Origin of the sequence: Martinezella multihospitum (assembly GCF_900094585.1) — a bacterium.
GTDB lineage: Bacteria > Pseudomonadota > Alphaproteobacteria > Rhizobiales > Rhizobiaceae > Rhizobium > Rhizobium multihospitium.
This window is the reverse complement of the sequence record NZ_FMAG01000014.1, coordinates 72625-93735: the sequence shown is the minus strand read 5'-3', so window position 1 is coordinate 93735 and position 21111 is coordinate 72625. Positions and strand designations below refer to the sequence as shown.

The 21111-nt window shown below is 54.2% G+C and carries 18 protein-coding genes; 11 read left to right on the top strand and 7 right to left on the bottom strand.

Annotation, left to right across the window (positions count from 1 at the left end; all coding sequences use genetic code 11):
* Positions 1-2 precede the first annotated feature (2 nt).
* A complete protein-coding gene (locus GA0061103_RS32990; RefSeq protein ID WP_342588022.1) occupies positions 3-2594 on the bottom strand; it encodes a type VI secretion system Vgr family protein in 2592 nt (863 codons plus the stop codon).
* 113 nt (positions 2595-2707) lie between these two features.
* Here GA0061103_RS32990 and GA0061103_RS32985 point away from each other — a divergent pair, with 113 nt between their 5' ends.
* Complete coding sequence (locus GA0061103_RS32985) at positions 2708-3508, top strand: AP2/ERF family transcription factor (RefSeq protein WP_167376690.1); 801 nt, start codon at positions 2708-2710, stop codon at positions 3506-3508.
* Positions 3509-3641: 133 nt separating this feature from the next.
* Here the strand turns inward: GA0061103_RS32985 and GA0061103_RS32980 are convergent, their stop codons facing one another.
* The 3 genes from GA0061103_RS32980 to GA0061103_RS32970 form a co-directional block, all read right to left on the bottom strand.
* On the bottom strand, positions 3642-4187 hold the full coding sequence (locus GA0061103_RS32980; protein WP_092719888.1) for an SMI1/KNR4 family protein: 546 nt from the start codon (positions 4185-4187) through the stop codon (positions 3642-3644).
* Between the two features lie 183 nt (positions 4188-4370).
* Positions 4371-4610 carry a hypothetical protein gene (locus tag GA0061103_RS32975; protein WP_092719886.1) on the bottom strand — a complete coding sequence of 80 codons (240 nt, stop codon included), beginning with the start codon at positions 4608-4610 and terminating at the stop codon, positions 4371-4373.
* A gap of 282 nt (positions 4611-4892) precedes the next feature.
* Positions 4893-6344, bottom strand: a complete 1452-nt coding sequence (locus GA0061103_RS32970) for an alkaline phosphatase family protein (protein WP_245304948.1) — start codon at positions 6342-6344, stop codon at positions 4893-4895.
* A 611-nt stretch (positions 6345-6955) separates the two neighbouring features.
* Between GA0061103_RS32970 and GA0061103_RS32965 the strand changes: the two genes are divergently transcribed.
* The 3 genes from GA0061103_RS32965 (at position 6956) to GA0061103_RS32955 (ending at position 7777) form a co-directional block, all read left to right on the top strand.
* On the top strand, positions 6956-7105 hold the full coding sequence (locus GA0061103_RS32965; protein ID WP_016553206.1) for a hypothetical protein: 150 nt from the start codon (positions 6956-6958) through the stop codon (positions 7103-7105).
* Positions 7106-7217: 112 nt separating this feature from the next.
* Positions 7218-7475 (top strand): type II toxin-antitoxin system ParD family antitoxin, encoded by a 258-nt coding sequence (locus tag GA0061103_RS32960; RefSeq protein ID WP_092719882.1) that lies wholly within the window; start codon positions 7218-7220, stop codon positions 7473-7475.
* Between the two features lie 5 nt (positions 7476-7480).
* Entirely contained in the window at positions 7481-7777 is a 297-nt protein-coding gene (locus GA0061103_RS32955; RefSeq protein ID WP_092719880.1) for a type II toxin-antitoxin system RelE/ParE family toxin, read from the top strand.
* A 42-nt stretch (positions 7778-7819) separates the two neighbouring features.
* On the opposite strand, the gene GA0061103_RS32950 is transcribed toward GA0061103_RS32955, so the two are convergent.
* Positions 7820-8029, bottom strand: a complete 210-nt coding sequence (locus GA0061103_RS32950) for a hypothetical protein (RefSeq protein WP_092719878.1) — start codon at positions 8027-8029, stop codon at positions 7820-7822.
* Positions 8030-8769: 740 nt separating this feature from the next.
* Between GA0061103_RS32950 and GA0061103_RS32940 the strand changes: the two genes are divergently transcribed.
* From GA0061103_RS32940 to GA0061103_RS32915, 6 genes are all read left to right on the top strand, one after another.
* Complete coding sequence (locus GA0061103_RS32940) at positions 8770-9462, top strand: iron-containing redox enzyme family protein (RefSeq protein ID WP_092719872.1); 693 nt, start codon at positions 8770-8772, stop codon at positions 9460-9462.
* On the top strand, positions 9459-10013 hold the full coding sequence (locus GA0061103_RS32935) for an Nmad2 family putative nucleotide modification protein (protein ID WP_092719868.1): 555 nt from the start codon (positions 9459-9461) through the stop codon (positions 10011-10013). The genes GA0061103_RS32940 and GA0061103_RS32935 overlap by 4 nt, the downstream gene beginning before the upstream one ends.
* A 4-nt stretch (positions 10014-10017) precedes the next feature.
* A complete protein-coding gene (locus GA0061103_RS32930; RefSeq protein WP_092719866.1) occupies positions 10018-11097 on the top strand; it encodes an ImmA/IrrE family metallo-endopeptidase in 1080 nt (359 codons plus the stop codon).
* Positions 11098-11583: a PIN domain-containing protein gene (locus GA0061103_RS32925; RefSeq protein WP_092719864.1), complete on the top strand. Its 486-nt coding sequence runs from the start codon at positions 11098-11100 to the stop codon at positions 11581-11583.
* Positions 11584-11722: 139 nt separating this feature from the next.
* Positions 11723-13717 carry an ATP-dependent nuclease gene (locus tag GA0061103_RS32920; RefSeq protein ID WP_092719861.1) on the top strand — a complete coding sequence of 665 codons (1995 nt, stop codon included), beginning with the start codon at positions 11723-11725 and terminating at the stop codon, positions 13715-13717.
* A gap of 105 nt (positions 13718-13822) precedes the next feature.
* A complete protein-coding gene (locus tag GA0061103_RS32915; protein WP_167376688.1) occupies positions 13823-15670 on the top strand; it encodes a UvrD-helicase domain-containing protein in 1848 nt (615 codons plus the stop codon).
* 209 nt (positions 15671-15879) lie between these two features.
* Here the strand turns inward: GA0061103_RS32915 and GA0061103_RS32910 are convergent, their stop codons facing one another.
* Both GA0061103_RS32910 and GA0061103_RS32905 read right to left on the bottom strand, forming a co-directional pair.
* Positions 15880-16995, bottom strand: coding sequence for a HEPN domain-containing protein (locus tag GA0061103_RS32910; RefSeq protein ID WP_141694503.1), 1116 nt, complete (start codon positions 16993-16995; stop codon positions 15880-15882).
* Positions 16996-17031: 36 nt separating this feature from the next.
* Complete coding sequence (locus tag GA0061103_RS32905) at positions 17032-19365, bottom strand: SEC-C metal-binding domain-containing protein (protein WP_092719856.1); 2334 nt, start codon at positions 19363-19365, stop codon at positions 17032-17034.
* Positions 19366-19509: 144 nt separating this feature from the next.
* Between GA0061103_RS32905 and GA0061103_RS32900 the strand changes: the two genes are divergently transcribed.
* Positions 19510-21075, top strand: coding sequence for a DUF5677 domain-containing protein (locus GA0061103_RS32900; RefSeq protein ID WP_141694502.1), 1566 nt, complete (start codon positions 19510-19512; stop codon positions 21073-21075).
* Positions 21076-21111 lie beyond the last annotated feature (36 nt).

Below are 21111 nucleotides of genomic sequence, written 5' to 3'. Positions count from 1 at the left end.
GTTCAAGTCCTCACAAAAGGCGTTGAGGACTTCGCCATCAACCTGGGACAAGAGGGGCCTTGGCCCGGTCCGCCCTTCCTAAAGTCAATTTGGTCGCCTTCGATCTCGATCTTAAGGGCGTGAAGCTTGATGCCTTGTTTGTTGATGGCGATGTAGCCGCCCGGAGCGGACAGACGGATCTCGGTGCCGGCGTAGATCTCCCACACCTTGGACTCACCGTGAAATTTCTCCCCCGAGGCGATGTTGTAGAGTTCGCCGACCTGGACATTGATCTTTTTGCCGACGTTAGTGTGCTGTTCTTTGCCCACCTTTTCAATAAATGTTTGCCCCACATGTGTGACTTTACTCATGCCGATCTGTTCGACACGGGCAATACCAATGCTATCATGCTTGAAGGTACCGGCTACGGTGTACATCATACCCGGCAGGGAAAAGAGACCGCCGACATCCTGGCCCACGCCGGTTCCGGCTCCGGCAAGAGCCGTGCCAGCATCTGCGCGGGGGCTGGGACCGGACACCACGCCCTCCCGTGCGCTCAATCCCTCGCCTGATAGGAATCCCAGTGCCGAGGAAGCAATCGACATGGCGAAGCCTCCAAGCTCTGCGCCACCACCACCAGCGATCTGGCCCGCCTGCTGCAAGAGGCTGGCGGTTTGTCCGGCGAGCCCGGCTACACCGGCAAGCGCTCCGAGAGCGCCAGCGCCGGTCCCTCCCACGGTGAGGTGATAGGAGCCTCCGATTTCATGCTTCTGGTTGTTGGCGACCTCGACCGATCGATTACCTCCGACGGAATGAACGTCGTGGCTGTCGATACGTGCCGTCCGGTCGTTGAGGACGCGGGTCGTGTGGTCCTTTTGGGCATGGAAGAACATGTTCTCCCCGCCCGTCTTGTCTTCCAGCGAAAATTCGTTGAAGCCGACGCTCTTGTGAGAATTGGAGCGCAAGGTCGAGCGGGTCTTGTTCGCAGGAAGATCGTAGGGGACCGTTTGCCGTGCGTTCGGCGCGAGGCCAAGCACCACCGGACGGTCGGGATCTCCGCCGATGAAAGCGACCATCGCCTCCTGACCGATACGGGGGATGATCTGTCCGCCCCAGGTCGACCCAGCCCATGCCTGCGAGACTCGTATCCAGGGACTATCGCTTCCGTCCTTCTTGGCTTTGCGGTCCCATGGCATCCAAAGCTTGATTCTGCCGTGCTGGTCGGTGTGAATCTCTTCTCCCTCCGGCCCGGCGATGAAGCCGACATGCACACCGTCGATACGCGGCTTCGATGTGGTACGGTGCGGCGTCGCCGGCACCCGAGCTGGCAAGGCGACAAAACGATTGGAATATTCCGGCACATCCTGATCGGCCGCCTCATAGGAATGGTCGCTCGCGCTTACCTCCAGCTTGTGGATCACCATCTCCTCGAACGTGTTGGCGGGATTGGCGACATCATACGGCTGGAATTTCTGGCCGACCTCCAAGGTGCGGACGGTCGAAGAGCCTTCGGTAAGATTGTGATCGACTTCGGTGGCCTGCATACGCCACCTTGATTGCTTCTCCACCTCCGCGCTGTCGATGCCTTCGGACGCGGAGCCGACGCCATAACCACCCACCACTGAGCCGAACTCGAACAGCTCGTATTTCTGGTTGCCGTTGAGTTCGATCAGTGAGGGTACATCGGCTGTGGGAATGTCGACATGCAGGAAATTATAGTCGGCACCCGTACGGCGTCCGGGAGAATATTCGAAGCGCTGCAGCCAGTTGTTGATATGGTTGCGGTCGGAACTGCCGAGGGCATAGCGGATCTTCCCATCCGCCTCGTTGGTTGGTTTGTCGTAACCCGACTGATGATCAGCAAGGACCAGGACGTGCTTGGCCGAAACCGAACCTTTCTGGCCGCCCTCATGTCGGAAGTAGTAGAAAATCCCGTCTGCCTCGAGGCGGCGGGTGAGGTAATCGAGATCCGTCTCACCTGCCTGGACGGCATAGACCATCGGCTTGGGTTGATGGATCACGCCCGATACGTCCGGTGCAGGCAGTCCGTGTTCGGAGAGCAACGTCTGTGCGACCTCGACACTCGATAGATGCTGCCATGTGCGCCAGTCCGATTTTTGGCTGAGCAGGAACAGTTGCGGCCTGATGACCAGCGTATAGGCCCGTCCACCCCTTGTCAGTGGCGGTCCGGCCGTCACGCTCTGAACGAGACCGTTCCACGTCTTGCGCTGCCCTTCTCCAATTTCCAGCGACACGTCGGCAAGCGTGGCGATCAACCTCTTGGGGTCTATCTCGCCATCCTTGGCACGCACATCGACGCGCAAGTCGAACAGTTCGTTGATCCCGGCTCGATAATAGAGGCGTTCTGCCAGAAGGACATCGGCTCCCAAAACCGTTTCAATTCGAATGGTTCGATCGACCTGCGAAAATCCTTCGCTCGTCAGCGTGTCGCCAAGTTCATCAAGCGCCATTGTAGCGTGCCCTTCTTGGTATTCACAACGTAAGGTTAGCGAGGCTTGACTTACGATACGAGTGCCACATGTGTACGACGCAATCAAAGATAGGTGCCATCCTGGAAAATCAAGGCCGCGATGAACGAAGATTTGACGCCTCAACAGCTCAGCCTGATTGCAATGCGAGCGCGAATTCGAATTCTGGAGATGGCACCCACATCTATGCTCTCAAGCGCCTACCGCCTCGGGGCGGCATCGCTGGCGCATGGCGAGTGATGCTGCGTCGACAGGGGCGGCAGATCAATCGCACCTTCAAGGATACCGCTTACGGATCCGCTGAAGTTGCCTTCGAGCAGGCACGCGCCTATCGCGACGCAATCATGCACGCTTTGCCGCCGTCAACCCTGAGAGAGACGGCAAACTGCCTGAGAAGCGACAACACCAGCGGCGTATCCGGCGTCTACAAGGTAGATGATCCTCAGCCGCGATGGGTCGCCTACATTTCCTCTCCCGATGGAGCAAGGACAAAGAGCTTTTCGATTTCGAGGTATGGTGACGTCGAAGCAAAACACCGTGCGATCGTGAAACGGCAAGAATGGCTCGCGGATATTCCGTCAGCCTTTCACACCGTCGGCGAGGAATCCGAGGAGGTCGCACTCCGGCAATTTCCCGAACGTCTTGAACACGTCCCCGATGTCACGAGTGGTCAGCTAATGCCTCGCGAGGCAATCGACGAAATCCTAGACAAGATAGACAAGGATTTCGATGCTCAGCGTCCCTTTCGGCTTCGAGTCACGATTCACGGTGACGCCAGTGATCGCTTACGCGCAGTCGTCGCGTTCAATACGACTGACGCGCGGATCAAACAGATCAGCATAGGCATGCGAAGCCGTTCCTTGGCCAAGTCCCTCTCGCTGATGGGATCGAGCCTTCAGCGTGCGCTCTTCGAACTTTGCGGCGAACCGGTGGTCCGAAGATTCGAGGCAGAGTATGCTGCACGCCTGCTTGACCCTGTCTTTTTTGATCCCGTACGCGGCTCAGGGATAACGATGTACATTTCGCGTCACACAACATGACCTCAGCGGACTCAAGATACATCGCAAAGCTAATGAGCATGAACCCGTTTTCGCTGTGGCGTTGATACATGGCGATAGCGTGGTTGCGTTCAAGGCCGGCGAACGTCTCGACGGCTGCGGGCGAAATCGGCCGTCAGACCAGTTTGCCATACATCTCTAGCAAAGCATTGAATGAAGGGGCAACCGGCATGAAGAAGCCGTGCTCGATGAACGTGTTAATCAGCGCATCCGGCGTTTTGGTCCAATCGATCCCAGCGGCTTCAAAATAGTGCCCGTACAGCTCGCCGTCCGTGTACATGATCTCGCCAAGCTTTGAGCCCTCGGTGATTTCGACAAAGGTGCAAAAGTCACCTCCGACGGCAATCGGCGGCGCGAAGGTAAGCAGTTCTCTTCCGTATGGGTCCATCTTCGGAATAATGCTCAGAAGATCAGCGTAATCGCGTCCATTTTCGACGCCGTAGAAGGTATTGATATCAGCCAGGGCTCCGCTCAGGCCCGCCCCTCTCACCTCATCGAAGTCGAACGTCGTGCTCAAGCCGTTGCAGCGAGTCAGAAAGTGTATGTAGTCCTGCGATAAATATACGCCGTGTTCATTTACCAGGCGCTCGAGGGCTGTTGGGGTCGCTTTGCCGAAAGATTCGACCCTCTCGGATCGGAGGATTGCGTCCAATGCCGTCATAAGCTCTCCTTTGGGCAGTTATCTCGAAATCTCAAACATTCACACGTGATCAAAATATCAGGCGCAGAATACCGGGAGTTTTGAAGCTACATCTTATGCCGTCCCGATATGGGGCTCCCGGACGACAGTCAGGCTAGGCCACAAAACAGAAGTGCGAGCGTGGTCGCCGAGATCGGCCCTACATCACGAGGTGGCGAATTTCACAGTCACTCCGCGTTGCCGCAAGTAGGCCTGCATAAGTTTCCTGCCAGAACGATTGTTATGCGCGAGTCTGGCCGGATCGAATACGGCTTCCTTTAAACCCGCCCGCGCCAAGGCTGTCTTGAGGGTCGCGATGTGCAAGTCGATGTCGGCATTGTCCGCCTGAAGAGATTCGTATATGCGGTTGACTGCGTCTGCCACGGTCGGTTCGGTCACTCTCATACTCCAGTTATGATTTGCTCATGCTTACCACGTTTCTTGGCCTGCCCTTATTGTGGTGAAGTATGTCCACGTCAATAAGTAACAATTGAGTGGGCCGCCGCATACGCAACGACTTTCACCCTCTTGAAGAGATTAGAACCCACGACCCTTCCCACGCGATTGTTCGCGAGGAGGATAACACGTTGATCTTTTCGGGAAACCTTTTCGCCGATTATGAAAAACCGCATCCCTGATCACCTATGTCTGACGGGCATGCCCGCACTCCCTTCGCCCCTGTCGAGCTTATACAGTTCGGAACAGCGCGCCGAGACGAGACTTGATGTATGTGATGGAGGATGCCACGTCTTTGGCGACACCGTCGGGAACTCCATTGAGTCCACGCGATAAGTCTTGCATTTGCTGGCCGATGAAGCTGCTCGCTTCAAGTGCTGCCCCTGTTACGCCATTTTGCATATTTGCCGCAAACTCAAGCAGCGCGGACTGCATTCCGTTTGGCGGTGCTATCCGCGCTCGAACGACGTCGGTAGGCGACGCGCTGTAGGGTGTGGCATCGAGCCAGTCAGGTCCGAGATTGTCTGGAGTCGCGAGGGTCAGAGCAATCGACAGGTCCGGCGCAACCGCATCGCGTTTCGTCAAAGGTAATCCCAGGGTCGGGAACCGTTTGCGCAGCGTCGCAATAATGGATGTGTGATCAAAAGGGGTTTTGTTTTGCGGTCGCACTACTGTCCCTTGGGGAACGTAGGGCGAGACGATGACAGCGGGCACACGCACACCATACCGACTAAAATCGAACGCGGCCCCAGGTCGTTTCGGCTCCGGTGGTTGTGCCGGTGGAGGCGGAACGTGGTCATAGCATCCACCATGTTCGTCATATGTAATGACAAGAAGTGTCTGGGTCCAAGCTGGACCGGTGCGAACCGCGTTATAAACATCGGCGATCAGTTTTTCGCCAAGAGTTGCCACATGGGGTGGGTGCTGATCGTTCGGCAATGATAAGTCGGCGAAATAGCGTGGCTCGATAAACGAGTAGGCAGGCAAATCTCCAGTTTTCGCATCAGTCAGGAATTCGTCGAAAAGCCGAAAACGATTTAGTGAAAGCGAAAGCTTCTGAAGCGTGATCGCTTGCGGCACGTCATGGAAATAGATTTTCCAACCACCGGGCAATCGCGCATCGTCGATGCGGTTATAGATCGTCGGCATCTGGTAGGGGAAGTGAACAGGCGAATTGTTCTCATAACCATTGGCCGTGGCAGTGTGTGCGAAAAAGCGGTTTGGCCAAGTCTGACACGGAGCGGAAGCGAACCAGCGATCACACACGGCGAACTGCCGCGCCAGTTTGCTGATCACGGGAACCTGCTCGGGCGTGAAATAATGCATCACACTGGCAGGATCATAAACTCCGGGCGAGTGGGCTGCCTGAGCCTGATAATTCTTCACAAAGCCGCTCATATCAGGCTTCGCTCCGGGCCGCGGTAGGCTCATGCCGAACAGCTGCATATTGATGTCAGTCCAACTCTCCCCCGGATCCGGAGCGGGTATGGACATCGTCGCATCGCTGGAGCCGGCTATATTGTGAACAGCGTATGCAACACCCGCTACGTCGAGGTTGGCTTCGGAACCTGACAGGCCATCAAAACCCGGTGATTTGGGATAGAGTTTGCCGAGCATGCTGTCGAAAGACCGATTTTCCAGCATAAGGACCACGATATGTTGGATCTGATCGAGTGCGCTCATTTTCTGGCCTTTGGATGATAAGGTTGGGAAGGCTATCTCCAGAGTTGCCGGCACGCGCCGGTTTCTCGCCGGTCCAGAGAATACTCGTCAATTTAACCAGAACGTCAAATCAGAAAGGGGCGCCGGGTAGCGAGCATCTTGTCCTGCTCATATGCGGCGCTTCACATTATGTTTGCATGTTTGCACCGCATCCCGGCGGAGTGCAGATTGCCTGGAATTGACCCCAGGTCGTCAATAGCGATGTGGTTGCGGCCGCGGAGTCGAACCGCCTGATCCAGCACAGTTGCCGACGAGCGCCCGGCGCTCCTAACCGCATCTCTCCCACTCTAGAAGTCAGTCCCTGAAATCTACTGCGGATACGACGGTTTTTCTGCTGTCTAAATGGCTAAACCACGTGCAACTTTCGTCCAGCCTTCTGCGGCAAGGTCTACGGCAGCGGTTGGTCGGCGATCCCGAGTTCATCAGACAATCACGAGCCGGTGCGCGATTATTTCATGAACGCGACGTTCTCCACGTTCCGCCTTTGGACACAAACTGTATAGTCAGCGACCTCGGCTCGCTCGGAACCTGAGCTACTCCTGGAAGTTATATCCTTACAAGGAGAAGCTGCCATGATCCGCAAACTAAAATCGGGCGAATATCGTCTTTACTCACGCAAGGTCGATCCCAAGACGCACAAGCGCAAAAACCTCGGGACCTTCAAGAGCCGCGAGGCGGCCGAGAAGCATGAGCGCGAAGTGCAGTATTTCAAGCACCACTAAATTCGAGCTATCCGGTTCCTCGCACATTCGGAATGAGGATGAGTGCGAAGAGGATTGATAATAGTTGATAAACGACCTATTTTGTCTTCCATCACATTTGATGGAGTACAGCATGATTAGTGCCGATCTGGGAAAGCAGCTCGAAAGTTATATCCAGCAGCTCGTCGACACAGGCCGTTATGGCTCGAAAAGCGAAGTCCTGCGGGAAGGTGTGCGACTGGTCCAGGACCGCGAGACCCGGCTTGCCGCGCTGGATGCTTCCATCATGCGCGGCATTGCCGATGCCGACGCGGGCCGAACGAAGCCGGCGAGCGATGTCTTCGAGCGACTCGAGGCAAAATATAGCGCGATGGCTGACCAGGCCGAATAATCGGTATGATCCTTGAGTTTTCCAACGAGGCGGAAAGCGATCTTGAGCAGATCGCCGATTATATCGCACGGGACAATCCCCGACGCGCCCTTTCATTCATCCGGGAGCTGCGGAGCAAGTGTGAGGATCTCGCCGATAATCCGAGCGGCTTTGCCCTCGTCCCCCGCTATGAACACCATGGTATCCGCCGGCGCGTTCATGGCAATTATCTGATCTTTTACCGCGTCGAAAATGCGAAGATGGTCATCGTTCATGTATTGCATGGCGCCACCGACTATGGCGCCGACCTGTTCGGTGATTGAGTTCGGTCGGTCGATCCGAGACGATCGCGCCTAACCGCCGAGCTAAGCGGCGATTTTATCAGTCCTGGCATCCTCCCGCGCTGAGGTGGCGAGCGCCTCCTCGACATCACGCAATGTTTTGCGCTTCTCCGCAAGTTCGTCAGCGAAGCCGAATACACCGCCCTGCCGGGACTGGTGGGATACGAGCCGGCGCCGATAGCCATCCAGCGCCGGCGATAGCGCTCCCGCGCCGCCTCGAACCCATCCATCCATGCGAGAACTGCTGCGGAGAACTGCCCTTTGTTTGGCTCGAGAACATACACAACTTCGCCACGTGATGAGGTCTCTCAACATACAATTGCACCTACCGGTCCGTCCAGTGCTTGAAGATCAACGTGGGTCCAACTGGCGCAATCATATGCTCTTGAAGGGATATGAACCGACGACCCTGCGGTTACAAGACCTATCCGTTTGAAATTCTTTACTAACGAACCCGTGCAGACTCATCTCTTTCGATCGCGTCAGCGCGAGGTAGAACGAGCAGGAAACGATGAAGAGCAACGGAGAAATCAGCATGGGCGCCGGCCACAGGCCGAGATTTCGGGAATTCTCGACGCGCAAAAGGCGGAACAAGGGCAGCCGCAGGAGCTTCAACAGAGTGGTCAAAAGGCGAAGCGGGATCGACTGCCCCACTCTTCGCGCGCCGTTTGCATGCGGCCTGCCGAGGTTGTCACTTTCAAGCTCAGATGCGGCGCCTATACATCAGGAAGCAGTACTTGCTGATCCCAAGGCCAAAATCTGGACGCCACTTATGCGCGCCTAAGCGTCAAAACGTCGGCGGATGGATCTCGGTATGATGGATGTTGTCTAGTGCTCCTACGAAAGCTTGCGGGACGTGCCCAGGCGTCGCCATTCTCGATTCACTAGATTTCCCACCTCATCACATTCTAACAATAGTTGAATTTTAAATCGCTTCATGGTTATTCTCTGCAAGTCGAAGGGGGAGAATACGCATGCAGCGCGAAGAAGCTTTGGCCTTCTACCAATTATTTCCGTTTCATCGTCACCCACTTTGGAAAGCTGTAATCTCCGGCAGCTTAAGTCGAGAACAGATTTTATTGGCGGAGATACAACATTATCTCCGATCAGAAATAGGAAAAATTTTCCGAGAACACTCCGCAATCGCTGCCAAACATCTCGATGATGAGATTTATAATCTGCTTTATCAAACCGTTGTTGAGGAGTGTTATGGAAGTGATGGTGGCCCGAGTCACGCTGAACTTATAAAACAATTTCTGCTCGCAAATGGCGTCGCAGAAGCCGACCTTCGCAGAGCAATATCGACACCCGGCAACGCGGCGGCAATCGCACTCTACAAGGATATTGCCGACAGAGGGCCTTTACACCATATGCTGGGTGCGGGGTGCGTCGAGTATTATTACAGCCAACTCTGCCCTCAGATATATGCGGCTTATACTGACATTTATGGATTTAAGCCGGAATCCTTTGAGACATATCAGCTTCATGGACCAATGGATGAAATCCACGGTGAGCGAGCATTGGAGACGCTCCAAACCCCAATCGTGCAAGCCCTGTCGAAAGAGTTAGGCCTCGCGATCAGGGACGCGTTTGTAGCAACGAGCCTGCATTACGATGGTATGTTGCAGGCAGCCACCAACTTGAATTCGTATTGGGACGGGAAATGAAAGGCTACATCTACAAGCTCTATAAAGGCGCTGACCCCTATGCCGGCTGGACTTTCAACGATCCGATATTTGGGCGAAAAGCATCTCTCGGTGCATGCATGCCGAATATCCGGAAAGCCGTTGAAATCGGCGATTGGGTCTTTTGTATCAGCGGGAAAATTCCTGAAAAATCCCCATACATCGTGGGGGGATTTCAGGTGGACGAAAAAATCAGCGCAATTGAAGCAAACCTGAAATACCCTGAATACAAGCTTCAAAGAAACGAGCACGGTCAAATTATAGGAAACATTATCGTCAACGATGCTGGAGAACACCATCCTCTCGATGATCACAACAATTTCGAGAAGCGGCGTGAAAATTATATACTCGGAAAGAACAAGATATATATTGAATCACCGCAATCAGTCGAAGCTAGCCGCCGCAAAACGCTTCAGATCCTGGAAGCGACTTTTAACAAAAAGGCAAATCGGCTCGATGATTTGGTTCCAAGATGGAGAAAGTTGGATCAAGATCAGATACAAATCCTCGTAGGCGAACTGAAGAAGATTTAATGGCGTGACCGCTTTGCTGGAATACTTGCTGGCACGACAGATACCCAAAACCACTGTGGTTGAGATGGGCATTTCGCAACGTCGGGTGGATGAGCTCTACTCCGATGGAGAGCCAACTATTGACGAAATCAGAAAGATCTCAAAAGTCTTCAAAGTTCCCGCTCGGGATTTGATACTGCCCGTTAATCGGAATCTGGGGCAGGAAGTTAAGCTTAGGTCAAACTTCAACTATACATATGATGATCTCGGATTTTATGAAGCATGCTTGATAGAAAATAGGCTCCACGAAATATCCTCGTCTATACAGATAGGATCACATTTACCTTTTTTTGTTGATTATCCAAGAGACGGGAATAGCGCAGAGCAGTTGTCAAGATTATTTCGCCAAACTCTTTTAGGTGTTGATTTTTATATATCATTGATACAGTTGCCATCGATAATATATAATGCCTTCTCGCTTTTCACTTTCACCTTTTCGTCGAAGAAGATCGATGGAGCATCGTTTCGGAAAGATAAAGCGGCCGTTATAGCTATTGCTGAGCGGAATGATATTCGCATGCTTTATACACTAGCCCACGAGATATCTCATCTACTCGTCGATATAAATGACCACGACAATCGCGAAGCTTGGATCGATGAGGATGTCTTCGCTTCACCCGAAAGCGATGTCAGGAGAGCCGAGTTCTTTGCCAATGAATTTGCCGCATCAGTCCTCATACCTGCGGAGGGGCTGTTCAAGGAAATAAAAGCAGCTCGCGCTCATCGAGGAGGGCCAGATCAGCTGACGGCCTATGAGATTGCTTGCGCGGCAAGAAAGTTTGGGACCAGTTTCGGTGTCGCAGCGAGGCGCTGTGAAAATCTCGGCCTGCTCGACACCGGGGGGGCAGCCTCGCTAGAAATCGCTCTAAAGAAACAATATCAAAGCGCGGAAAAATACGCGGACCGCTCAGGAATTCCCCCGAGGGAAAGCATTAATTGGCACTACCCAGCAACTGATGTTGTGCGGAATCTGGATAGCCAGTTTGAAAGCGGCGCGCTTTCGTGGATTAGGGTTCACGAGCTTTTCAACCTGAAGATAATGTAGATGCACATCATCGATGCCTGTGCACTTATAAACATTCTAAATAGTAGTGTCTGGGAGGTATTCGGCGCGCATTTTTCGAAGGATATTTGTTTTCAGGGGTTAGTTGAGGACGAGTGTTCCTCTGTCCAAGACAAGCTCGAACATTTGGTTAACCGTGGAGCTCTAATAAGATTTGATGGCTCTCGGGTAACCGCAAAAGAAGTTGCAGAAATGGCAACTTCTTTTGCAATAGGGATGGGAGAGTCCGAGTGTTTGGCGATCGCGAAAAAGTTCAACTATAGTTTTATCTCGGATGATAAGCGCGCGCGTAACGCTGCGCATCAAGCAATCCCCGGAGCGATGGTGACTGGCAGTATTGGTATACTCTGTGCCCTAGTGGACAATAGCAGAATTAGCCACAATGCGGCCGGAGAGGCCCTCGCCGAAATTCGTGCCCGTGGCGGACATATCCCGAATTTCAACTTTGAGACCAGGCGGCTCTGGTAGCGCTCATTTGACCTGCCCCTGAATTGGCTTGTATATCTCTCCCTCAGTTACTATCAGGCGATCGCTTCGAGGTTTTCCGCCCGCTTAGGTTGACACACCGACGCTACGTGTCAGCTTCTAAGCCGGTGAGGTGAGTCGCATGTTTCTTTCAAAGCTTGAAATCTCTAATTTTCGCCATTTCGGAGCCGGAGCGAACGCGCTCGTTCTCGAATTGAACAATGGCATTACCGCGCTTGTGGGCGAAAATGACGCCGGTAAGACAGCCATTGTTGACGCAATTCGCATGGTCCTTGGCACGAGAGATCAAGAATATTTGCGTGTACAGCCATCTGATTTTCATTACTCAACAGCAGATGGCGTTAGAGCTGAGCAGATCACGATTTGTTGCACATTTTCTGATCTTACGCCCGCCGATCGCGGGGCATTTGTTGAGCACTTGTCGTATCCTGAAAATGGCGATGCCCCCCTTTTTCACGTCAACTGGATTGCCAAACGCCAAGAAGCGCCCGGCGGATCGCGACGCTACAATACGGCCGAGTGGCGATCGGGAATTAGTGGCGAGGGCCCAGTGGTCGACGCGGGCGCGCGGGCGCTGCTTACTGCGACTTATCTGCGTCCACTCCGCGATGCTGAACGGGCACTTTCAGCCGGCAGAGGATCCCGATTAGCTCAGATCTTGCAGAACACGCGTGAAATCACCGCGGAAGGAGCGCCCTTCGATAAAGATGCGTTGGATGGACTGGATCCGAAAACCCTGAGCCTCTTGGGTCTTGCGGATTACACGAACCATCATTTTCAGGAGAATGAGGGAATAAAGAAGACGAAGGCGCGGCTCGACGACGATTTCTTGGAGCCGTTGTCCTTCGTGACCGACAAGCTTACCGCCCACATTTCCGTCAATGGAAATGGCGAAGACAACGTTCGCCTTAGACAGGTGCTGGAGAAGCTTGATGTCATCGCAAACGCTCCGGGTGTCACGGACGGATCGCTCGGCAGGGGGCTAGGTTCGAACAACATACTGTTCATGGCGTGCGAACTCCTTCTCCTCGCCGGCGAGGAGGACGGGTTCCCACTGCTGATCATCGAAGAACCGGAGGCCCACCTTCATCCTCAGCGGCAGTTGCGATTGATGGATTTCCTGCAGAGCCAGGTCGAAAAGGTCCGGCCTGATGGGCAGAAAATCCAAATCATCGTCACGACCCACAGCCCCAACCTCGCATCAGAAATCAGCCTTCAGAACATCTCTCTCCTGAAGGATCGAAAGGCATTCCTTCTGGCAAAGGGGAAGACGCTTCTCACGGATTCAGACTACCCTTTTCTGGAGCGGTATTTAGACGTCACAAAATCCAACCTCTTTTTCGCTCGCGGCGTCATTGTAGTCGAAGGGCCGGCAGAGAACATTCTTGTTCCAACCCTGGCGGATCTTTTAGGGCGGAACCTCGAGCGATACGGGGTCTCATTGATCGACGTGAAGGGTACGGGTTTGGGACGGTTCGCGCGCATCTTGCAGCGCTCGAAGCCGGAGGTCGACGGAGAGATCGGCATTCCCGTGAGCTGTATAACTGACATGGATGTGATGCCTGATTGTGCACCATGGCTGATCGGCATCTTGAAGGAGGAGGATTCCTTCCCTCCGCTTCAGGGCTCGAAACGAAAGTGGAGAGCGAAACGGGACTTTACTGGAGACGGGCTCGTACAACGACGTGCCACCATTGAAGCGCGGGCGAGCGGCCAGCGGGTTCGAACATTTGTCGCCAATGAATGGACGCTAGAGTACGACTTGGCCTTCTCCGGTCTCAGCGAATATGTGTGGATCGCGGCACATCTAGCAGATAACGACGATGCGCTTCTGTTAGCCTCCGAGACTTTTGACGCAGAAGTCGCACAGGCAAAAAGCGAGTATAGCGACATTGCTGGGTCGGTCCCGTCAAACGAACAGCTTTGCTCAAAAGTGTATGCACGCTTCGCGAAAGACGGTGTTTCGAAAGCCATATCGGCCCAGTACCTGGCGAGCATTCTCGCCGACGCTGTGGGGAAAGGCGATCTGACACCGACAGGGCTGAGAGCGTTGCTCCCGTCGTATCTTTCGGCCGCCGTAGAGCACGTCACGGCACCATTCGAGGGAGCAGCGTAATTGTTCATCCCTCCGGATATCAGCGCTGAGGATGTCAACTGGGTCTGTGGCACTATGGGACTGCCGAACCATGCCTTTACCGGTCTAGACGGAACGGATCCACGCATGGCTGTCCTTAGACGAACCGATAGTGTCGATGTGGAGGCCTGTCCTGGAAGCGGCAAAACCACTCTACTAGTGGCTAAGCTCGCAATTTTGGCGCGGCGATGGAGATGGTCGCGCGCGGGAATGTGTGTTCTGTCTCATACGAATGCGGCTCGTGATGAGATAGCGAGCCGTTTGAGCGCCTCCCCAGAAGGCGCAGCCCTGCTTCAATATCCCCATTTTATCGGGACGATTCACGGGTTCGCAAACGAGTTCCTTGCGATCCCCTATCTCCGTTCAAAAAACAACCCGATCAAAATGATCGACACGGACATCGCGTTGAGCCGCCGTTGGGCGAAGGTCCCTCGCGCTACAAAGGCCTTTCTGGACAGGAAAAATAATGGAGATGGCCGTGCTTTCCTCCGTTACAGCCGCGCCGATTTCGGCGGCGGCAAGATGTCAACGCTCGGGGAGCATACACCGACCTACGGCGCACTTCGCGCCATCTGCGAAGAGAGCTCCCGCGAGGGCTATTTTTGCTATGACGAACTTTTTATCTGGGCAGGGATGCTTCTCGATGAACAGCCGAGTGCAGCTGCATCTCTTCGGGCCCGGTTTCCGATGCTTTTCCTCGATGAGGTTCAGGATAACGACGAAAGCCAATCATCGTTGCTGCATCGGGTTTTTATGCAAGGGGACGACCCATGCCGACGCCAGCGGTTTGGCGATTCCAATCAAGCGATCTATCAATCTGCAGCAGTAACAGTTGGTGCTACCACGGACACATTCCCCGGCGCCATCCGGGCAAACTTGCCGAACAGTTTTCGGTTCGGCGGGGTCATTGCCGATTTAGCAAACCCGTTTGGATTGATGCCGCAAGGCTTGGTTGGTCTCGGGGCTGGGCCACACCACTCGCCGACAATCCTGCTCTTCAATGACGGCTCGGTGCGATCGGTGCTTCCAGAGTATGGTTCTCTTTTGAGCGAGACCTTTTCGGAACAGGAACTATCGGCAGGCGTCTTCACCGCTGTCGCCGGTGTGCACAAACGCGGTGAAAATGACCGGATACCGCGATGGATGGGACACTACGCTCCAGCCTACGACCCGGATATCTCAAGTCGAGAGGCTTATCCCTCGTCCTTTAGCCAGTTCCTAATGGCCGGCTATCGCGAAGCTCAACGCACCAGACTTTCCCAACCCATCGCCCGCGCCGTCGCGCAAGGCATGCTGGAGCTGTTGCGCCGAGCCGATTATGATTTGTCGGAGATAAAGCCTCGCAATCCGCATGCGTTCCTGCTTACAGTGCTGACTGGAGAGGCTCTTGTTCGCTACAAGCAACTTCTCGATTTTCTGATCGTGAACGTCGGCGTGATCAGTTTATCGCTATGGAGGGACTTTGTTGGGGTTATCGTGCGCGTCATCGCCGAGGAAACCGCGGGAAAGGCGATCGGCGCGAGGGAATTCCTTGATTTCTTGCAATGGAAGCAACTCGACGAGGTTCCAGCTGGATCGCCCACTGTCGCCTCGAACGTTTTTGCTTACCCAGCAGAAGATCCCAAGGTCAAAATCCGTCTTGGCTCAATCCACTCAGTGAAAGGGGAAACGCATACCGCGACGCTGGTTCTGGATTCCTTTTTTCATGACCATCATCTGAGCGCTCTCAAACCTTGGATATTAGGCGGGAAGGCAGGCAAAGGAGCTGAGGGAAGTCGGATCCAGGGGCGCCTGAAGCTTCACTACGTGGCGATGACACGGCCCGCACAGCTTCTTTGCCTCGCTATGCGGTCGGATGTTTTTTCGGCTAACGAACGGGCGCAGCTCGTCGCCAGAGGGTGGACCGTTCGGGAGTGCCCTCCTCATGCGGTCTGAACGCCAGGCGTTAGCGAATTGCCGAAGATCCGACGGGATGGCACGAAGTTTCGGGTCAGAACAAGATTTCGCGCTAATCTTGTTCTGACCCGAAAAGCTATTGACGAATCGTGATACCGCCATCCTCGCTGGAGGCGATGAAATGCGGAGTTGGGTGAAATCTCGACACAAATGAACCGCTGTACTCAAATAGCCATTCTCCCGTCGATCTAGGTCGCTACGTCAACGTGAGCGCCAAGTTCCGTAGCGAAAGTCAAAAGCGCGTAACGCATAATCCGTTCGAGACCACTAAAAAGCGGCGCCCTCGCGAGAACTTCTCCCATCTCCTTGTCCGGGACAACAGGTCTACCAACCTGAACCTCAAACCTCTCCATTTGCAGGCTAATCCACTGTCCGAAAGGATAGCCCGAATGAACAAAGCGACTCCGCAGGTCGTACGCTGCCGCGATGCACCTCGGGAAATCTCCTTTCCGGATAGATCCCCATTGCTGCTCGGCCTCTGTTCTGTCGAAGAAGCTATCATCGATTTTCGAGGTTATGGCACTAACAAATCGACGCTTGATGCCCCGCATACGCGCTCGTAGAAAACTAGCCAGCTTCTTGCCATCAGGCAACTCCTTAGCAATTCGCTCCAACACTAGACGAGCTTCATTATCAATCGCCTCTTCTTCTGTAAGCTCGTAAAAGTTCGAGACAATTTCTCCGGCTGTGATGAGATTTAGGTACGCACTCTCAGGATCCGCCTCAACCGCGATAAGTGCTTTTCGGTAAAATCGTGCGGCCGAGAGGAATCCGGCGACACGTGGATCATCGTTTGTGTTGGTGATCAGACCTGCCACCCGGCCAATCTCTGATAGATTAAGCGGAATCGGTCGATCCGCCCTGGAGCGCCTATCATTGTGGCGCAAGCTCTGATCACACGGCGTCGAAAAGGCGGAAAGCTCCGGCATTCCGAAGTGACCTGACATCTCAAAAGGCCCATGCGAATCAAATCTCTTTCCAAACAGGACACTGAGGACGGAGGCCACAACCTCCCCTGCGGCCTCATAATTTGGAAGCATTACACCTGGAGCGGGATCCGGCGGCGGTGGAGTAAGGAACGCCAGGACTATAGCGGTCCGGCTGAGCGAATCTCCATTTCCGCCGAACCACCTTGATCGTCCGGCATAAAAAGGAGGCCAAGCAAGCGAAATGAGAACCTCGGGCGTATTGAACTCCCCTATGAAATGGGCAGGGCTGGAAAGCAAAAGCTTGTGGACACGCTTACTCGGTCGCAACATAGTTTCTTCTTCTGTTCGCTCCATCATCCCTCCATTGTTGAACATCAAAGTGTGGCACCTATCCGCCGTCGCCAATCCTTGCTAGATGCCGTGGCATTTCTTGTATTTCAAACCACTACCGCACGGACAGGGATCATTCCGCCCTGACTTGTTACCCTTAACCGGGCTAACGCCATTTTTGGGCTGGTTGAACATCACTGTACGAGCGGGCTGTGTCATTCGAGCAGCATCTTCGTAAATCTGGATATTCTCCATGGTACGCTTGGTCGGGACCCGGACAACAAAAGATCGAGCGCTGCGGTAGATTCCATCGACACCGATCTCCACCGCAACGCAGACCATGTTAGGTGCTTTGACAGACAAGGCGGCGGCACTCGCCTTGTTGTTCGCCTTCTCCCAATCAATTTGATGATCTGAGTTGTTTAGCCAAACGAAAAGCGGTGCGCCGTCCCCAGCCAGCAAAAAATAGCGAGCCGGGTGACGGCCTAAGGTTTGGCGAAGATCCGATAGCATCTTGGCCAAATTTCTTCGACCTTCCTCGTCGAAATCGCGAATGAGGCTATCGACTGAAAACCATCCGGCTGCTCGGGTGGCATCAAGCGCTTGCAGTAGCGCCAGCACTTCTTCTGGGAAATTCTGTGTCGGAAACGGGCCAACTTCCCAGTTTTCGCCTTCGAAGCTCCTGTCAACGATCTCGCTCATACCGTCCCAGAGAACCATGTTGACCTTTCCGCCCTTCAGTTGATCGGCAATGGTTAAATCAAACCGGTTCTTTTTCAGGTAGGCGCCAAGATGATCGAACTCGTCGAAGAGGTGAGCCCGGCGCGTCCCAGCCACGGCTTGCCTCACTTCCATGTAATGCACAAACGAGCCGGGCGTCGGCAGGAGCCGTTTGAGGACAAGCAGATCGTCGATGGACAGTGAAACGAAAGCATGCTTACCGAGGAGCGGCTCAATCTGCGGCAATTCCTTGCAATAGGCCGAGTAAGGTGAAAATGACTCGACCGTGAGCCCAATCGGCACCATCACGCGATAGTCCGAGCGACGAACTCGACCGCACTCTAGATATTTTCCATCGACACGATTATAGAGCGGCACTTCGGCAGCAGAATCCAAATAGCTAAAGAAGCGCTCACACTGTTTATACGCCTTGATAACCAGGTCCTGGACAGCTTGGGCGTGACGCTCGAAATTGAGCGCCGGCGATGCAATGGTTGCGGCCGTTCCTGCCTTGGCCTCGACCAGGAAGAGCACATCGCCAATCAGGATAAGAGTGTCGTTCTCCGACCACTGCTTGCTGACGGGGTCCTTGTAATAGACCTCTTGGAAAATGATGGCGTCAGGGAGCTGGGCCGATAGGATGTCGGCGAAAGCAGCTTCGCTCATTGCCTTTTGTCGACCCTCGAACATTCTCTTGTAGTCTGGCCTCCGTCGAAGAAGGTTATAGAGAAGTACGCGATAACCTGAGTCGCGGGCAAAGCAGGGGTCAATTGCGTAATATTCCGATCCAAGCTGGATCAGAGGCTTCTTCCGGGCAGGCAGCGTTCGGTAGGGCGTTCCCGAGAAGTCACCCGGAGCGAAGAATTCGCTTTCCTCACCGCGCCGGTATGCCAAATCCTCCAACAAGGCTGGCGGCAAGTCGGTATGACGGCTCACATTGGCGATGCCGCCATGCAGCATATCGTCCATCGCCTGTCCAGCGGCTTTCGATTCCTCTGCATTGGCCGCAACCCACTCCTCCATGACGTCCTCAAAGGACGCGCTCTGCGCCTCCGCGAAGGCCTCCACGGCATCAAACTGCTTTATCACTTCTAAGATTGCACCCGAATGCCCAGAACGCGTCGCATTCGCCATAGCCTGGAAGCCTTCGGCGATTCCGGCAGCGCCAACGCCGTAAACCTCTTTCAGGACATCGTCGTGCGGTTCCAGAACATAGCGATAAAACTCGCCTTCCAAGACTTGGTAGCGGTTCCCGCGCAGCGTGACCCAGGCGGATTTCGCACGGAATTCAATCTCTGCAGTATTTGGACCAAAGACACCATCCTTGATATCTGCGGATGAGGCGATGGCAAATACCATGGCTTGTCCCCGTAGTTTACTGCTGAGCTCAAAGAGTTCGGCGGCCAAATGTTCGTCGAAAGTCGCATTTGCGGATTCCGGATCTGCGGCGAGAACGGCATGCACATACTCCAGGAGGAACTGATTTTCGTTGATAAAGTCATCGGAGCCGTTGAGATCAGGCTGCTGCCCAACATCGTCTTGGACGGCAATCGCTTTCATCATGTATTGAGCATAGATGTAGCCGAGCAGATCATGCGGGGACATGGCAACGATCAGCGCTCGCATTCGCGCTGCTGTATTTTCCATATCCCGCAACAAGGAAAGGGTGGCCTCGGTCAGCCTTTGCTCATCCATAACGTCCTAAACCTAGCTACGATAGATTCGTTGTTCTGCAAAACGCATCCTAGACTTGCCGTGGTAATTTTCTAGCTGCAGTAGCGATCGGCGCCATGTATAAGTTGCATTCGTTTCGAAACTGAGGAGCGAAAGGGAGCTGCTTTGGCCAACGAGACACGGAAGCCAGTCCTGCACGACCATGTGGCGGTCAAACGTAAGCTCGTTCCGTCGTTTTTACACAAGCTCGGTGGCAAATTTTCCCAATACTCATGGACTCGCCAGCTCGTACCCGAGGCGATCTGGATTGGTTTATTGATCGACAGTTGTGGTTACAAGAGCGCTTGGGAACACGCCTGCGCTCTCGGCAAGGCCGCAATTGCCGCCATGAATGGGTCTGAATGCCCACCGTTCGTGAAGTTCAGCACGTTCGCAGAGCTTTCGGATTATCAGAAGGAAGCGACGAGATCTGCACTCGATCAGGCGAGCCTCATGGCGATCCGCCAGTCGTTGGCTCCGCTCGCCGCCATAATACCAGATCACCCTTTGGCCTTCCTGGGAAAGGCAGACGCTAGCCCCGAACAGAATGCTCGTTTTCCTGAACTGCTTGGCGAGTTCTACGATCGCAACAGCCGCGCTGCCGTGCGGTCGACGGCGCTCGGCTACGGTCTCGGGCTCGACCAGGAAAAGATCCATATCTCTTCGCATCTCATCGATGACCTCATCGTGAGATTCAACGTTATTGAAGACTATCCGGAAACCGAAGAGTCTCGTCAAGCAGCCGGCGCTTTTCGAGCGGCGGCCCCGATGCTCTTCATGAGCGCAAACGCTGACGACGCCGGTTTTGAAAGTGATGCACCTTGGATTGCGGCATTTTGGGACCATATTTCTGGCTTCGGACCGTGCCTCATTACAGACACGCTCGAAGACGAAACGACCGATAGCGAGGATCCCTTTGAGCTGTTCATCTTCGACTTTCGCAATGCCGTACGAGCCGATCTGCGTGCCAGACTGGCAGCCTGGCCGCTCGATTTGAACGAAATCGAAGTCTTCGAGGTGGTTACCGCACTTCTTTGCCGGCAAGCGACTCTGACGATGGAAATGGCATCGTCTCCCGGCACATGGACCCCGCACGTGGCGCCCATTCTGCTGCGCGCCATCGCTGACGTCTTCATCAATCTTGCTTGGATATTGAAAGATCCTAGTCCACGCGCTAGGCTTTATGTCGAAGATGGGCAAGGCGCCATCAAGTTGCAGATTGCTCATCAGAAGCGGGCCCTAGAGGCCGCAACCGACGCCAACGAAGCCGGCCAGCTCCGTGAGATGATCGAGATGTGGAGCGACTGGCTCTCAGCGCAGCGCATCGAGGCCCTTGTCGAGGTCAATCTCGGAAGCTGGTCCGGCCTTAATACACGAAGGATGGCTGAGGAGGCAGGCTTTCTCGATTTCTACAATTATGTCTATCAGCCGTTCAGTAGCGCCGTGCATTCTAACTGGGCACATGTGAGCGTGTTCAATACGGTCCACTGTCAGAATCCCGCCCATCGTTGGCATCGCAGCGCCGCGATAGCGGCAACGCCGATCGATCCCAACTGGCTCCACCTAGCGTCAAAGTATCTGAGCAAAACATTCGCGCATTTCGACGACGTGTACGGCTTCGACCTCCCAAATGCCGCGTTCGACCTTGTGGCAAGTCAATTGTCAGAAACGACAGAAGAAAACCTCAGTTAAGAAATAGATAGGGGTTCCAAGGCACTTTCATGCAAT